General features: G+C 67.4%; 14 protein-coding genes. 6 read left to right on the plus strand and 8 right to left on the minus strand.

What is annotated here, in order from left to right:
* The first annotated feature begins 1 nt into the window (after nt 1).
* From C6Y53_RS03175 to pdeM, 6 genes are all read left to right on the plus strand, one after another.
* Nucleotides 2-496: a prepilin peptidase gene (locus C6Y53_RS03175; protein WP_244614929.1), complete on the plus strand. Its 495-nt coding sequence runs from the start codon at nt 2-4 to the stop codon at nt 494-496.
* Nucleotides 497-573: 77 nt separating this feature from the next.
* Nucleotides 574-1,881 carry an ATPase gene (locus C6Y53_RS03180; RefSeq protein ID WP_106471100.1) on the plus strand — a complete coding sequence of 436 codons (1,308 nt, stop codon included), beginning with the start codon at nt 574-576 and terminating at the stop codon, nt 1,879-1,881.
* Nucleotides 1,882-2,007: 126 nt separating this feature from the next.
* Nucleotides 2,008-2,442: a universal stress protein gene (locus tag C6Y53_RS03185; RefSeq protein ID WP_106471101.1), complete on the plus strand. Its 435-nt coding sequence runs from the start codon at nt 2,008-2,010 to the stop codon at nt 2,440-2,442.
* 24 nt (nt 2,443-2,466) lie between these two features.
* Nucleotides 2,467-4,017 carry an alanine/glycine:cation symporter family protein gene (locus C6Y53_RS03190; RefSeq protein ID WP_106471102.1) on the plus strand — a complete coding sequence of 517 codons (1,551 nt, stop codon included), beginning with the start codon at nt 2,467-2,469 and terminating at the stop codon, nt 4,015-4,017.
* Between the two features lie 127 nt (nt 4,018-4,144).
* Nucleotides 4,145-6,553, plus strand: a complete 2,409-nt coding sequence (locus C6Y53_RS03195) for a ligase-associated DNA damage response DEXH box helicase (RefSeq protein ID WP_106471103.1) — start codon at nt 4,145-4,147, stop codon at nt 6,551-6,553.
* Nucleotides 6,554-6,651: 98 nt separating this feature from the next.
* Nucleotides 6,652-7,278 (plus strand): ligase-associated DNA damage response endonuclease PdeM, encoded by a 627-nt coding sequence (pdeM, locus tag C6Y53_RS03200; protein WP_425300356.1) that lies wholly within the window; start codon nt 6,652-6,654, stop codon nt 7,276-7,278.
* A gap of 6 nt (nt 7,279-7,284) precedes the next feature.
* Here the strand turns inward: pdeM and folD are convergent, their stop codons facing one another.
* The 8 genes from folD to pal form a co-directional block, all read right to left on the minus strand.
* Nucleotides 7,285-8,187, minus strand: coding sequence for a bifunctional methylenetetrahydrofolate dehydrogenase/methenyltetrahydrofolate cyclohydrolase FolD (folD, locus tag C6Y53_RS03205; protein ID WP_106473937.1), 903 nt, complete (start codon nt 8,185-8,187; stop codon nt 7,285-7,287).
* Nucleotides 8,188-8,234: 47 nt separating this feature from the next.
* The gene (locus C6Y53_RS03210) at nt 8,235-8,540 is read right to left on the minus strand and encodes a chorismate mutase (protein WP_106473938.1); all 306 of its coding nucleotides are present in this window, start codon (nt 8,538-8,540) and stop codon (nt 8,235-8,237) included.
* Between the two features lie 60 nt (nt 8,541-8,600).
* Nucleotides 8,601-10,277, minus strand: coding sequence for a formate--tetrahydrofolate ligase (locus C6Y53_RS03215; protein WP_106471105.1), 1,677 nt, complete (start codon nt 10,275-10,277; stop codon nt 8,601-8,603).
* Between the two features lie 180 nt (nt 10,278-10,457).
* Complete coding sequence (locus C6Y53_RS03220) at nt 10,458-11,036, minus strand: MOSC domain-containing protein (RefSeq protein ID WP_106471106.1); 579 nt, start codon at nt 11,034-11,036, stop codon at nt 10,458-10,460.
* Nucleotides 11,037-11,120: 84 nt separating this feature from the next.
* Nucleotides 11,121-13,037 carry an ATP-dependent zinc metalloprotease FtsH gene (ftsH, locus tag C6Y53_RS03225; RefSeq protein ID WP_106471107.1) on the minus strand — a complete coding sequence of 639 codons (1,917 nt, stop codon included), beginning with the start codon at nt 13,035-13,037 and terminating at the stop codon, nt 11,121-11,123.
* A gap of 78 nt (nt 13,038-13,115) precedes the next feature.
* Entirely contained in the window at nt 13,116-14,336 is a 1,221-nt protein-coding gene (gene tilS / locus C6Y53_RS03230; protein ID WP_106473939.1) for a tRNA lysidine(34) synthetase TilS, read from the minus strand.
* A gap of 14 nt (nt 14,337-14,350) precedes the next feature.
* On the minus strand, nt 14,351-15,193 hold the full coding sequence (locus C6Y53_RS03235; protein WP_106471108.1) for a tetratricopeptide repeat protein: 843 nt from the start codon (nt 15,191-15,193) through the stop codon (nt 14,351-14,353).
* Nucleotides 15,194-15,197: 4 nt separating this feature from the next.
* Nucleotides 15,198-15,695, minus strand: coding sequence for a peptidoglycan-associated lipoprotein Pal (gene pal, locus C6Y53_RS03240; protein WP_106471109.1), 498 nt, complete (start codon nt 15,693-15,695; stop codon nt 15,198-15,200).
* Between the last annotated feature and the right edge of the window lie 73 nt (nt 15,696-15,768).

Here is a 15,768-nt window from a genome sequence, read left to right on the forward strand (position 1 = left end):
CGTGCATGTCACCGCCGCCGAGGCGCGGCTGTTCCTGCCGCTCGTGCTGCCGCTGTGCCTGATCGCCGCCTATACCGACCTGCGCGCGCTGCGCATCCGCAACTGGACGGTGGTCGCGCTGGCGGCGGTGTTCGTGTTCTTGGGGCCGCTGGCGCTGCCATGGCCCGATTACGGCGTGCGGCTCGCGCAGCTGGCGCTGGTGCTGGTGCTGGGGTTCATCCTGAACGCGGGCGGGGCGCTGGGTGCGGGTGACGCGAAATTCGCCGCCGCGGCGGCCCCGTTCATCGCGCCCGGCGATATGCGGCTGCTGCTTGCGATCCTCGCCGCCAATCTTCTCGCCGCCATCGCGACGCACCGGCTGGCCCGCGCCACGCCGCTGCGCCGCCTGGCGCCGGGCTGGCAAAGCTGGGGCTCGGGCCAGAGTTTCCCCATGGGCCTGTCGCTCGGCGGCACGCTGGCGCTCTATCTCGGGCTGGGCGCGGTGCTGGGCCGCTGACCCGAATTCACCGTTTCTAAACCCCGGCACGGGCAACATGCCCCGGGACCACCCGGGCCAGGGAGCGAGCTGCAACCATGAACATGCAAGGGACGCCGGTCACGGCACCGGCCGCGCCACGCGGGATCGACGATGTCGGCCTGCCTCTGGTGATGATGCGGGACATCCTGCTGAAAACCGTCTTTCGCAAGAACCTGGAACTGGTCAGCGACATCGCCGCGGCGGTCTGCGTCCCGGTGCAGGTGGCGCAGGAACTGGTCGACCGGGCCCGCGAACAGAAACTGGTCGAGGCGACCGGAACCCTGAACGCCAACAACGGCAACGAAATGGGATACCGGTTGACCGATGCGGGCCGGGCCCGCGCGCTGGATGCGCTGGCCCAATCGGAGTATTTCGGCGCGATGCCGGTGCCGCTGGACGCCTATCGCGACCAGGTCCGGCACCAGTCGATCCGCAACATCAGGATCACCCGCGACCAGCTGACACGGGCGATGGGTCACCTGATCCTGCCGCCCAGCCTGCTGGACCATCTCGGCCCCGCGGTCAGCGCCGGGCGGTCGATCCTGATGTATGGTCCGCCCGGCAACGGCAAATCCTCGATTTCCAACGGCATTCGCGACGCGCTGGGCGACCGGGTCTATGTGCCGCGCGCGATCGAATATTCCGGGCAGGTCATTACCGTCTATGATCCCATCGTGCACAGCGCGGTCGACGTGACACCGGACGACCCGCGCAGCCTGCGCCGCACGCGGCGGTTCGATGCCCGCTATGTCTGCTGCGAACGGCCCACGGTGGTCACCGGCGGCGAGTTGTCGCTGAACATGCTCGACCTGGTCTACAACCCGACCGCGCGCACCTACCAGGCGCCGCTGCAGCTGAAATCGACCGGCGGCATATTCATCGTCGACGATCTCGGCCGCCAGGTCGAACCGCCGCAGGCCCTGATCAACCGCTGGATCGTGCCGCTCGAGGAAGGCAAGGACATTCTCGGCCTGCAATCGGGCGAGAAATTCGAGGTGCCGTTCGACACGCTGGTGATCTTTTCGACCAATTTCCACCCCAACGAGATCTTCGACCAGGCCGCGCTCCGGCGTCTCTTCTTCAAGATCAAGATCGACGGCCCGGACCAGGAGAATTTCCTGAAGATCTTTTCGCTGGTCGCGGCGAAAAAGGGTATGGAACTGGACGAGGCCGCGCTGACCCACCTGCTGACGGTGAAATATCCGACCATCGACAATGTCTATGCCAATTACCAGCCGGTGTTCCTGATCGACCAGATGATGGCGGTCTGCGATTTCGAGGGAACCGGCTATCGCATGTCGCCCGAACTGGTGGATCGGGCCTGGGATAACATGTTCGTCAGAAACGAGAAAATCGTCCAGTAGGCTCTTGGCTCGTGGCCTGACAGCAACACAAAACCCCGATTCGGATCGAAAATCGAACAAACAACCCTGAGGTTATGTTACCTGAGGTCACCGCGCTGTTATGGCGCACCCATTACGGAGCAAGACATGTCAGCAAAATACCTAGTCGGCTTCGACGGAAGCGAGGCGTCCAAGCGCGCGCTCAGCTTTGCCGTCGAACGCGCCGCAGCCGCCGGACGGTCGGTGGTGATCGCTCATGTGCTGGAATGGTCTCCCTATTCCTTCCTGACGCCAACGGAACTGGAAGAACGCCACGCGCGGCGCAAAGAGGAAATCGAACGCGCGGAAACCGCGCTCCTGGCCCCCGTGATCGCGGAGATGTCCGGCAAGGGCGTCGAGGTCGAAACGGCGCTGAAATACGGCCATATCGCCAACACGCTGAACGAGCTGGCGAATGCCGATGGCGTCGAACAGATCTTCATCGGCCGCAACGGCCATTCGGGGGTTGGCGCCCGCATCTTCGGATCGGTCGCCGGCACGCTGGTTCAGATCGCGCCGGTGCCCTGCACCATCGTGCCGTAACCGGACAAACGAGGGATAGAAGACATGAAACATCTGTATCAACGCGCTTTCGGCCTGGCGGCCTTGCTGGCGCTGGTGCTGGCGCACAGCCCGGCCCAGGCGCAGTCCATCGACGAGAAGGTCAACCAGATCTTTGCCAACTCCACCGGCTGGTTCGTCGCCTTCATCTTCAGCCCCTTTCCGGGCACGTCATTCCCCTGGATCGTGGCCTGGCTGGTGATCGCGGCAACCGTGTTCACGCTGTATTTCCTGTTCATCCAGTTCCGCGCCTTCGGCCATTCCATCGCGCTGGTGCGCGGGGATTATTCGGACCCGAACGACGCGGGCGAGGTCAGCCATTTCCAGGCGCTGGCCACCGCGCTGTCGGGCACCGTGGGCCTGGGCAACATCGCGGGCGTCGCGGTCGCCGTCGGGATCGGCGGCCCCGGAGCGACATTCTGGATGATCCTCGCCGGGCTGATGGGCATGGCGTCGAAATTCACCGAATGCACGCTGGGCGTGAAATACCGCAACGAATTCGCGGACGGCCATGTCTCGGGCGGACCGATGTATTACCTGACCAAGGGGTTCGCCGAACGCGGCCTGCCCGGCGGCGGCATTCTCGCGGTGCTGTTCTCGATCTTCTGCATTCTCGGCTCGCTGGGTGGCGGCAACATGTTCCAGGCCAACCAGGCGCATCAGCAGATCGCGGGCATCGTCGGCGATTATCCGGGCTGGATCACCGGGGTGATCTTTGCCGCGGTCGTGTTCGCGGTGATCATCGGCGGCCTGAAATCCATCGCCAGCGTGACCGAGAAGGTCGTGCCGTTCATGGGCGTGATGTATGTGATCGCGGCGCTGATCATCATCCTGACCAACTACGACAAGATCGGCTGGGCCTTTGGCCAGATCTTCGCCGGGGCCTTTACCGGGCTTGGCGTCGCCGGCGGCATGGTCGGTGCGCTGATCCAGGGCTTCAAGCGGGCCGCGTTCTCGAACGAGGCCGGCGTCGGGTCGGCGGCCATCGCGCACTCGGCCGTGCGCACCAAGGAGCCGATCACCGAAGGGTTCGTGTCGCTGCTGGAGCCGTTCATCGACACGGTGGTGATCTGCACCATGACCGCGCTGGTGATCATCATCTCGGGCCAGCTGGTGACCGATCCGGCAACCGGGCTCTATGTGGTCGAAAACGGGGCGATCAAGACCGCGACCGGTTCCTCGGGCGTGGGGCTGACCTCGGACGCCTTTGCCAGCGCGTTCACCTGGTTCCCCTATGTGCTGGCGCTGGCGGTGATCCTGTTCGCCTTTTCGACCATGATCAGCTGGTCCTACTACGGACTCAAGGCCTGGACCTACCTGTTCGGCGAAGGCGAGACCAAGGAACTGGCGTTCAAGGTGATCTTCTGCATCTTCGTGGTGATCGGCGCGGCGGCCAATCTCGGCCCCGTCATCGATTTCTCGGATGCGGCGATCTTCTCGATGGCCGTGGTCAACGTGTTCGGTCTGTATTTCCTGATGCCGATCGTGAAGCGTGAACTGAACAGCTACCTGTCGCGGCTGAAATCCGGCGAGATCCGGAAATTCTCGGAAGCATGACACTACGCGGGGGCCGGCCACGGCACGGCCCCCGCATCACGGGCACAGGGACCGTCCCGCGCGATTTTCCGTCACCACGGTCGCAAACCCCTTTCAAGAGCTTTCCACAGTCGCGTAAACCGGTCGCATGGCCGTCCTGCCCCCGATCCTCGCCAATTTCTTCGCCACCCGCGACTGGACGATCCACCCGCACCAGCAGGCGATGCTGGACCGGGCCGACGATCCCGCGACCCTGCTGATCGCGCCCACCGGGGGCGGCAAGACGCTGGCCGGGTTCCTGCCGACGCTGGCCGAACTGGCGGACGGGGACCATGACGGGCTGCACACGCTCTATGTCTCGCCGCTCAAGGCCCTGGCCGCCGACATCAAGCGCAACCTGCGCGGGCCGGTGGCGGAGATGGGCCTGCCGATCCGCATCGAGGACCGCACCGGCGACACCCCGGCCACGCGCAAGAAACGCCAGCGCGCGGATCCGCCGCATATCCTGCTGACCACGCCCGAGAGCCTGGCGCTGCTGATCTCGTATGACGACACGGCCCATACCTTTGCCGGGCTGCAACGGGTGGTGGTGGATGAAATCCACGCGCTGGCCGAGTCGAAACGCGGCGACCAGCTGCTGCTGACGCTGGCACGTCTGCAGACGCTCTGCCCCGGCCTGCGCCGGGTCGGGCTGTCGGCCACGGTCGAGGACCCGCAGGCCGTTGCCCGTTTGCTGGCCCACCATCCCGACAGCTGCGCGATCCTGACCGCCGACCCCGGCCCCGTTCCCGATATCGCCATGCTGGACACCGCTGCGCCGCCGCCCTGGTCCGGCGGCGGTGGCGGGTACGCGATCCCCGAGGTTCTGGCACTGCTGCACCGGCATCGCACCACGCTGATCTTTCACAACACCCGCGCGCAGGCGGAAATCTTCTTTCACAAGCTGTGGCTGGCCAATGACGATGCCCTGCCCATCGGCATCCATCACGGCAGCCTCGACCGGGGCCGCCGCGAACGGGTCGAGGCGGCGATGGTGCGCGGCGAGCTGCGCGCCGTGGTCTGCACCGGCAGCCTGGACCTGGGCATCGACTGGGGCGACGTGGACCTGGTGATCCAGATCGGCGCGCCGAAAAACGTGAAACGGCTGGTGCAGCGGATCGGGCGGGCCAACCACCGCTACAACGCCCCCTCCAATGCGGTGCTGGTGCCGGCCAACCGGTTCGAGGTGGTGGAATGCGTGGCCGCGCTCGACGCCGTGCGCGCGGGCGATCTGGATGGCGAACCGCGCGGGCCCGGCCCGCTCGACGTGCTGTGCCAGCATATCCTGATCGCCGCCTGTTCGGGGCCGTTCGACGCCGATGCGCTCTATGCCGAGGTCGTCACTGCCGGACCCTATGCGGCATTGGCGCGGGCCGATTTCGACGACTGCCTGGAATTCTGCGCCACCGGCGGCTATGCGCTGCGCGCCTATGACCGCTGGCAGCGGCTGGTGCGGGATCCGGATGGCCGATGGCACCTGCGCGATCCGCGCATGGCCGCGCGTATCCGCATGAATATCGGCACCATTCAGGATACCGACCTGCTCAAGGTGCGGATGATGCGGTCGCGCGGCGGCCGCCCCCTGGGCGAGGTCGAGGAAGGCTTTGCCGCCTCGCTCAGCCCCGGCGACACCTTCCTGATCGGCGGGCAGATCGTGCGTTATGAAGGGTTGCGGGAAATGACCGTCGAGGTCAGCCGCGACGCCGCGCGCAAACCCCGCGTCGCCGTGTTCTCGGGCACGAAATTCGCCACCTCGACCCAGCTGTCGGCGCGTATCCTCGACAAGCTCGCGCAGCCCGGCTGGCCGGAGATGCCACCGCATACCGCCGAATGGCTGGCCCTGCAGCGGCAGGTCTCGCGCCTGCCCCAACGCGGGCGGCTGCTGATCGAGAGCTTTCCCCACGAGGGGCACGAACATGCCTGCATCTACGGGTTCGCCGGGCGCAACGCGCAGCAGACGCTGGGGCTGCTGCTGACCAAGCGGATGGAGGAAACTGGCCTGCATCCGCTGGGGTTCATCGCCACCGATTACGCCACGCTGATCTGGGGGCTGGATCCGCTGACCGACCCGGCGCCGCTGTTCGACATCGATGCGCTGCGCGGCAGGCTGGACGACTGGCTGGCGGGCAACGCGGTGATGAAACGGACCTTCCGCGCCAGCGCCACCATCGCCGGGCTGATCGAACGCAACGTGATGGGCAGTCGCAAGAGCGGACGGCAGGCGACCTTCTCCAGCGACATCCTCTATGACACGCTGCTGAAATACGACCGCGACCACCTGCTGATGCGCATCACCCGGACCGAAGCGATGCGCGGGATGGTCGATTTCGGCCGCATCGCGCAGATGGTAACGCGCATCCGGGGCGGCATCGATCTCGTTCGGCTGGACCGGGTCACGCCCTTGGCCGCGCCGCTGCTGCTGGAGGTCGGCAAGGTGCCGGTCAGGGGCATGGCCGAGGAACGGCTGCTGGCGCAGGAAAGCGCGGCGCTGATGGCCGCGGCGGGCCTGACGCCCTGACCCTTGCGCCGGTCACGGAAACGCGGCAGGAACGGACCATGAACGCCTATCGCTTCACCTTCTGCGGCGCCGACCTGGCCGCGCTCGGCTCGGGCGCGTTGTGGTGGCCGGACCGGCGGCTGCTCTGCGTGTCCGATCTGCACCTGGGCAAATCGGGCCGCCATATCCGCCGCGGCGGCACGCCGCTGCCGCCCTATGACACGGCCGATACGCTGGCGCGGCTGGCCGGAGATCTGGCGCGGACGGGGGCGGAAACGGTGGTCTGCCTGGGCGACAGTTTCGACGACCCGCAGGCCGCCAGCGATCTGGGCGACGAGATGCGGGACCGGATCGCCGGGTTGCAGGCCGGCCGGCGCTGGATCTGGATCGAGGGAAATCACGACCCCGGACCGGTCGGGCCGGTCGGGTCGGGCGGAGCCCATCTGCCCGGCTGGACCTGCGGTCCGGTCCGGTTCCGCCATATCGCCCGGCCCGATGCGCGGGGCGAGATCTCGGGACATTATCACCCCAAACTGCGGCTGCCGACGCGCGGCCGCACCGTGACGCGGGCCGCGTTCCTGGTCGACGAGGCACGGATGATCCTGCCCGCCTATGGCACCTATACCGGCGGGTTGCACGCGGATGCGCCCGAGCTGCACGCCCTGATGGGGCCGCGCGCCATTGCCATCCTCACCGGGGCCACGCCGCGGGCGGTGCCGCTGGCCGCGGTTCTGGCCCGGCGCTGATCCGTCTCAGGCGGTCAGGCCCTCGGGTTCCGGCAGGTCGTTGGCGCGGCAGCAGGCGGTCAGGGTGTTGGCCAGCAGGCAGGCGATGGTCATCGGCCCCACCCCGCCGGGCACCGGGGTGATCGCGCCGGCGACCGCGGCCGCGCTGTCATGGTCCACGTCGCCCACCAGCCGGGTCTTGCCCTCGCCCCGCTCGGGCGCGTCGATGCGGTTGATGCCCACGTCGATCACCGTCGCGCCGGGTTTGATCCAGTCGCCCGGCACCATCTGCGCACGGCCCACCGCGGCCACCACGATATCGGCCCGGCGCACCACCTCCGGCAGGTCGCGGGTGCGGCTGTGGGCGACGGTCACCGTGCAGCTGTCGCCCAGCAACAGCTGCGCCATCGGTTTGCCGACGATGTTCGACCGCCCGATCACCACCGCGTCCAGCCCCGACAGGCTGCCGTGATGCCGGCGCAGCATCATCAGGCAGCCCAGCGGCGTGCAGGGCACCATGGCCTTCTGCCCCGTCGCCAGCCGGCCGACATTGGAGATGTGAAAGCCGTCCACGTCCTTTTCCGGCGCGATGGCGTTGATCACCAGGTCCTCGTTCAGGTGGTCCGGCAGCGGCAGCTGCACCAGGATGCCATGCACCGCCGGGTCGGCATTCAGCCGGTCGATCAGCGCCAGCAGCTCGGCCTCGGAGGTGGTGGCGTCGAGGCCGTGTTCGTAGGAATTCATGCCCACCTCGACCGTCTGCCGGCCCTTGGAGCGCACATAGACCTGGCTGGCCGGATCCTCGCCCACCAGCACCACCGCCAGCCCCGGCACGATCCCGTGATCGTCCCGCAGCCGCGCCACATGCGCCGCGACGTCGCCCCGGATCCCGGCGGCAAATTCCCGCCCGTCGATTGTCTGCGCCACCATCCGTCTTTCCTCGCTGTTGTCCCTGTCACCGCCGGTATCGGCCGGCGTCACCCGTGACCCATCGCCACCGTTTCCCGTTCGATCGCCCAGCCGATCAGCAGGCGCCAGACCTGTTCGGCGAGGTCGGGGTCGAGCCCCGCCCCGTCCGCCGACGCCCGCACGTTGTCCAGCACCGCGTCGACCCGGTCCGGAATGTTCGCCGGCAGGCCCTCGCCCGGTTTCAGTTCGGCCGCCCGGTCGATATAGCGCGCGCGCAGCGCCAGCATCGCCACCAAGTCCTTGTCCAGCCGGTCGATCTGGGTTCGCAGCGCCTGCATGGTCGGGCAATCCCGAGGGGCCGTGAGCGTGGACATGAGCATTCTCCTGGAAACGCGGCCGGTTGCCGCGACACGCGTATTGGACCGCCGCGCGGCCTAGAACAACCCCTCGATCTGGCCGGTTTCGTTCAACCCGATCGATTCCGCCGCCGGCACTTGCGGCAGCCCCGGCATGGTCATGATCTCGCCGCAGATCACCACCACGAAACCGGCCCCCGCCGACAACCGCACCTCGCGCACCGGGACCGAATGGCCGGTCGGCGCGCCGCGCAGGTTCGGGTCGGTCGAGAACGAATACTGGGTCTTGGCCATGCAGACCGGCAGGTGTCCGTATCCGGCCTCTTCCCACTGGCGCAGCTGGTCGCGGATCTTCTTGTCGGCCAGCACCTCGTCGGCGCGGTAGATGCGTTTGGCGATGGCTTCGATCTTTTCGAACAGGCCCATGTCGTCGCGATAGAGCGGCGCGAATTGCGACACGCCGCTATCGGCAATGCGGGCCACGCGATGGGCAAGATCCTCTGCCCCTTCGCCGCCCAGTTCCCAGTGCCGGGACAGGATCGCCTCGGAGCCCTGGCTCGTCACATAGTCCTTCACCGCCTGGATTTCGGCCTCGGTATCGGTGACGAAATGGTTGATCGCCACCACCACCGGCACGCCGAAGGTCTTGAGATTGGAAATGTGGCGGCCAAGGTTCGGACATCCCGCCACCACCGCCTGCACGTTTTCCACCCCCAGGTCGGATTTGGCCACGCCGCCATTCATTTTCATCGCCCGCACGGTCGCCACCAGCACCACGCAATCGGGCGCCAGGCCGGCCTTGCGGCATTTTATGTTCATGAATTTCTCGGCGCCCAGATCGGCCCCGAACCCGGCCTCGGTCACAACGTAATCGGCCAGTTTCAGCGCCGTGGTGGTGGCGATGACCGAATTGCAGCCATGGGCGATATTGGCGAACGGGCCGCCATGGACGAAGGCAGGGTTGTTTTCCAGCGTCTGCACCAGGTTGGGCTGCATCGCCTGCTGCAACAGCACCGTCATCGCGCCATCGGCCTTGATGTCGCGGGCATAGATCGGGCTGCGGTCGCGGCGATAGGCCACGATGATGTCGCCCAGCCGTTTCTGCAGGTCCGCCAGGTCGGTGGCCAGGCACAGGATCGCCATCACCTCGGAGGCGACGGTGATGTCGAACCCGCCCTCGCGCGGGAACCCGTTGGCCACACCCCCCAGCGACACCACGGTCTGCCGCAGCGCCCGGTCGTTCATGTCCATCACCCGCCGCCAGGCCACCCGGCGTTCGTCGATCCCCAGTTCGTTGCCCCAGTAGATATGGTTGTCGATCATTGCCGAGAGCAGGTTGTGGGCGCTGGTGATGGCGTGGAAATCGCCGGTGAAATGAAGGTTCATCTCCTCCATCGGCACAACCTGCGCATAGCCGCCGCCCGCGGCGCCGCCCTTCATCCCGAAACAGGGGCCGAGCGAGGCCTCGCGAATGCAGATCGCGGTTTTCCTGCCGATCCGGTTGAGCGCGTCCCCCAGCCCGACGGTGGTCGTGGTCTTGCCCTCGCCCGCGGGCGTCGGGTTGATCGCGGTCACGAGGATGAGCCGGCCATCGGGGCGATCCTTCTGGGCGGCGATGAAATCGGCGGACACCTTGGCCTTGTCATGGCCAAACGGCAGCAGATCGTCGGACGGGATGCCCAGCATCGCGCCAATCTCCTGGATCGGCTTCTTGTTCGCCTCGCGGGCAATTTCGATATCGGTCTTGTAGCTCATTCCCGGTCCCCGTTGTCTTTCCGGCCATGTTTTCCCGCCTCGCGGCAAGGCTCTCTGATCGTGATATCGCAAAGGCTTGACCCCGGGGCAAGGATTGCGACCTGTTGATGCCGCGAAACGGCGCACGGGTCTGCATCAGCCCCGCATCGGAAACCGGGTTGCCCGGCCCGCATCACCGCCTCAGGCCGGTGCCCAGCCGCGCTGCTCGGGCACGAAAAGCCGCATCGCGTCCCCCAGCACCAGCCGGCCCGGCCGTTCGACCCAGGCCGTCACCCCGCGCCGCCCCTCGGCGGCGGGCTTGAAACGCCGCCCGTGCCCCGGTTCGTCGATCTCGATCTCGCGCGCGGGCAGCGTGCAGGGACGGTTTTCCATGTCGATGGTGAGCGTCACCCCATCCGGCCCCTGCAGGCGCGACGACGGCGGCACATGGGTGAAATCGGGAATCCCGCGCAGCACGATGGACACGCCCAGATGGCGCGGATCCAGCGCCGCCAGGCCGATCTCCTCGGCGATCGCCGCCATTTCCTCGGCGGACAGGATCGACAGCTGGCGCACGTTCCGGATCTCTGTGCCATCGGGATAGAGGTTGCGCACGCGCGAACAGGACGGGCGGTTGACGCCCGCGTGGCGCCCGCCGGATACGCCGGCAAAGCCGAGATCCAGCGCCTCAACCGCCGCCGCGCGAATGCCGCCGCCCGCCGCCACATGGCCCAGCCACATCACCTCGCCCGCATATCCGCTGTCCTTCATCACCGGCATGGCCTGCTCCCGTGTTCGGCATCTCTGGTCGCCGCAAAAAGAAACACCCGGAGCAGGCTGCTCCGGGTGCGTCACATGGTCTGGTCAGGTGCTGGGTTCAGGCTCCAGCCCGCCTTCGGGCGGGGCCTTCTTGGGCCGCGTCTTGGGGATCGCGGTGACGCTGGGGGCATTGCCCGCATCCGCGCCATCATCGCCACCGTCATCGGCGGTGGGCGGATCGCCGCGCATCACCCGCGCGATTTCCTCGCCGGTGAGCGTTTCATATTCCAGCAGGCCCTGCGCCAGCCGTTCCCATTCCTCCTGCTGTTCGGTCAGGATCGCATGGGCACGGTCATAGCCTTCCTGGATGAACCGTTTCACCTCTTCCTCGATCAGTTCCTTGGTATGGGCCGAAACCGAGAACCCGCCGGTATTGCCCTGATAGCCCTCATGCGCCTCGGCATAGTCGATATTGCCGACCTTGTCGGACATGCCCCAGCGCATCACCATCGCGCGAGCCAGCTGGCTGGCCTGCTGGATGTCGCCCGCCGGGCCGTTGGAGACGTGATCATCGCCATATTTGATGATCTCGGCGGCCTTGCCCGCCATCGTCATCGCCAGCTTCTGTTCACATTCGTCCTTGTGCCAGTTCAGCCGGTCGATTTCGGGCAGCGACACCACCATGCCCAGCGCGCCGCCGCGCGGGATGATCGTGGCCTTGTAGACCGGGTCGCATTCGGGCAGCGCCAAGCCCACCACGGCGTGGCCGGCCTCGTGATAGGCGGTCTTTTCCTTCTGGTCCTGCGTCAGCACCATCGACCGCCGCTCGGAGCCCATCATCACCTTGTCCTTGGCGTTCTCGAAATCCTCCATGGTCACGAAACGCCGGCCGACGCGGGCGGCCATCAGCGCCGCCTCGTTGACGAGGTTGGCCAGATCCGCGCCGGAGAAACCGGGCGTCCCGCGGGCGATGATGCGCAGGTCCACGTCCGGGCCCAGCGGCGTCTTGCGCGCATGCACGCCCAGGATCTTCTCGCGGCCCTTGATGTCGGGGTTGGCCACCGTCACCTGCCGGTCGAACCGGCCGGGGCGCAGCAGCGCCGGGTCCAGCACGTCCTTGCGGTTGGTGGCCGCCAGGATGATGACACCCTCATTGGCCTCGAACCCGTCCATTTCCACCAGCAACTGGTTCAGCGTCTGTTCGCGTTCGTCATTGCCGCCGCCATAGCCGGCACCCCGGTGACGGCCCACGGCGTCGATCTCGTCGATGAAGACGATGCAGGGCGCGTTTTTCTTGGCCTGTTCGAACATGTCGCGCACACGGGACGCACCGACACCCACGAACATCTCGACGAAATCCGATCCCGAGATGGTGAAGAACGGCACGCCCGCCTCGCCCGCGATCGCACGGGCCAGCAGCGTCTTGCCGGTGCCCGGCGGGCCCACCAGCAACGCGCCTTTCGGGATCTTGCCGCCCAGGCGGGAGAACTTCTGCGGGTTGCGCAGAAACTCGACGATTTCCTCGAGTTCCTCCTTGGCCTCGTCGATGCCGGCCACGTCGTCAAAGGTGACGCGCCCGTGTTTCTCGGTCAGCATCTTGGCCTTGGATTTGCCGAACCCCATGGCGCCGCCCTTGCCGCCGCCCTGCATCCGGTTCATGAAATAGATCCAGACGCCGATCAGCAGCAGGAAAGGCAGCAGCGTGATCAGGAAGGACTGGAACCCCGACTGCTGCTGTTTCTCGGCCCGGATCGGGATGCCCTTGTCGATCAGCATCGGCGTGACTTCGGCGTCGGCCGGTTTGATGGTCACATAGTCCTGACCGTCAGATCCGCGGAACCGGACCTGTTCACCATCCAGCGTGACCTGGCTGACCTCGCCTTTGTTCACCGCGCCGACGAATTCGGAATAGGTGATCTCGCGGCTTTGCAGGGTGCCGCCTGCGCCGCTGAACAGATTGAACAGCGCCAGCACAAGCAGAAACAGGACCACCCAGAAGGCGATGTTGCGTGCATTTCCCAAGGAATATCTCCCATGTCGAGCGGGCCGGCGCCGGGGGTGCGACGGCCTGTATCTAAAATAGAGAGGTTCTGGCGAGGTTCAATGCGATAAAAGGGACCGGGCAAAGCCTTCTGCCCCGCCGATCCGGTCGATGACCGCCTCACCCTGCCCCGCCAGCGGTGCCGCCACCAGCCGGTCGCCCTGCCAGAGCGACGGCGCCGCCAGCAGCGCGGCGCGGGGCCGGCCGGTCGCCCGCCAGTTCCCGCACCGGGCCAGGCCGTCGCGGCCCAGCGCGCGCAGCTGCTGTCCCGGTCCGGTCGCGGTCGCGGTCCAGCGCCCGTCCCAGGCGGTTCCGGCGGCGCAGACCGTGTCGCGCACCGCATCGTATTCGCGGCAGATGCGGGCCGGGTCGCCCGCGACCAGCCGGCAGCCCGACAGGGTGATGTCGCGCCGCTCGCGCAGCGCAGCCAACATGCCCGCCACCGCCCTGCGGCGCGGCGGATAGCCCGCATCGCCGACCCATCGCAGCACGCCGATCACCAGCCGGCGGGCGATCTCTTCGGGCAGGTCGGCCAGGGCGGCGCGGTCCAGCAGGACATCGCCGCCATCCACGCGGGCCACATGGCGGGCCGCGTCATGCGCGAAACGGTCCAGTGCCACACGGCCCTGCCGGAGATTTTCGGCGACCTCGGCCAATCCCTGCGCCGACACGCCCAGAGGCGCCAGCGCCGCGAGCGCCCGCCGCGCCTTGATCCGGTCGAAATCATCATTTTCATTGCCGGGATCCTCGACCCAGCCCAGCCCCGCGGCGTGCAGGCAGGCGCGCAGTTCGGCGCGGGTCACCCCCAGCAACGGCCGCAGGAACCGGACGCCGTCGATCGAACGCGCGGCGGGCATCCCCGACAGACCATCGACGCCCGAGGCCCGCGCCAGCCGCATCAGGACGGTTTCGGCCTGATCGTCGGCAGTATGGCCCAACGCGACCGCGGCCAGCCGCTTGTCCCGCGCCCAGCCCGCCAGCAGCCCATAGCGCGCGTGCCGCGCCGCATCCTGCAGGTTGCCGCACCCGTCCCAGCCGTCCTCCCAAACCAGCACGTCATGTGCCAGGCCCAGGTGCGCGCACAGCTGCGCGACCGCTTCTGCCTCCTGCGCCGATTCCGGGCGCAGGCGATGGTCGACCGTGGCCACGGCCAGTGCGGATGGTGGGACGATACCGGTCAGAAAGTGCAGCAACGCCACCGAATCGCCACCGCCGGATACGGCAACGCCCAGCGGCACCGGCAACGGATCGGGCAGCGCCGCGCGCAGCCGCCCGATCAATCCGGTCCGGTCGTTCAAGAACAGTTGAGCGCGGTCATCTCCGAGCGCGCGTTGGTTTCGACCGCCGCACCGGGAAAGCGCACCGAGATCTCGCCCAGCGTGATGCAGGCCTGGTCCACCTGCCCCAGCTTGCCCAGCGCCCGGCCCAGTTCGAACAGCGCCTCGGGCGCGTCGGTGCCGCTGGCATCGGCGGTAAACGCGTCGAGATAGGCCCGCGCGGCCTCGCGCGTCTTGCCCTGGCCATCATAGGCCCGGCCCAGCCCCAGCCGCGCCCGCGCCGCGAACGGGCTGCCGGGATAGCTGTCGCCGAACCTGGAATAGAGCGCGACCGCCTGCGGGTAGTCCCCGGCCTGCAACGCGGTTTCGGCGGCGCGGAAATCGGCCTCTTCGCCGATGGCCATCTCGCCGCTCCCGGCGGTGCCGGGCGCCTCGCCGCCGGTTACCGGGGGCGGCGTGGCCGTGCCCTGCGCGGCCGGGGCGGACCCGCCGCCGAGGGTGGTCGTCTCGCTAAGCTTGCTGGTATCCCCGCCTTCGAGTTCGACCAGGCGGAATTCGAGATCCCCGATCCGGTTGGTGCCGTCGGCAACGATACGGTCGATGCGATGCGACAGTTCCTCGGTCTGCGAGGTGAGCCGCTGCAGTTCGGCCTCCATCGAGGCCATCCGCTGCAACACGCTGTCGCCGGTGACGGCGGCCGATGCGCCGCCGGTCGTGGACAATTCGCGCTTCAGCTTCTGGATCTCGACATGCAGGACGGTCAGTTCCTGCCGGATATCGGCCAGCGTATCGGCGGACTGCGCCGTCAGCGGCGCAGCCATCACCGTCATCGCCAGCGCCAGGGCCGCGAGACGTTTCATCGCCCTACCCCGTCAGTCCGGCGGCCAGCACAGTGACCGCGCGGCGGTTCTTGGCATAGCAGGCTTCCTGCGAACAGATCTCGAGAGGCCGTTCCTTGCCATAGCTCACCACTTCGAGCCGGTTGGCCGCGACGCCGCGCGACACCAGGAATTCGCGCACCGCGTTGGCCCGGCGCGCACCGAGCGCGAGGTTGTATTCCCGCGTTCCCTGTTCATCGGCATGGCCTTCGATCACGGCGGTAAACGCGCCGTTGGACATCAGCCAGTTCGCCTGCCCCTGAAGCACGCTCAGGGCGGCGGGCGTCAGCGTGGACTGGTCGATCTCGAACAGCACCCGGTCGCCCACGACCTGCTGGAAATAGGCCGGCGATGCCGGGTCCGACACGGTGCCCGCCGCGCCGGGGCCGCCCAGCGCGCTGCCGCCCCCCGTCTTGGCGGCGTTGGAACACGCGCCCAGCGCCAGCATCGCGGCGATAATTACGAACTTGCCTGCCTTGGTCATGCCCGTTCCTCTTTCATTGTTGCGGCCTTCCTAGCACAGGCCATGTTGCATGTGAACGCGCCGCTATTGCAGC

Origin of the sequence: Pukyongiella litopenaei, from assembly GCF_003008555.2 — a bacterium.
In the GTDB taxonomy this organism is placed as follows: domain Bacteria; phylum Pseudomonadota; class Alphaproteobacteria; order Rhodobacterales; family Rhodobacteraceae; genus Pukyongiella; species Pukyongiella litopenaei.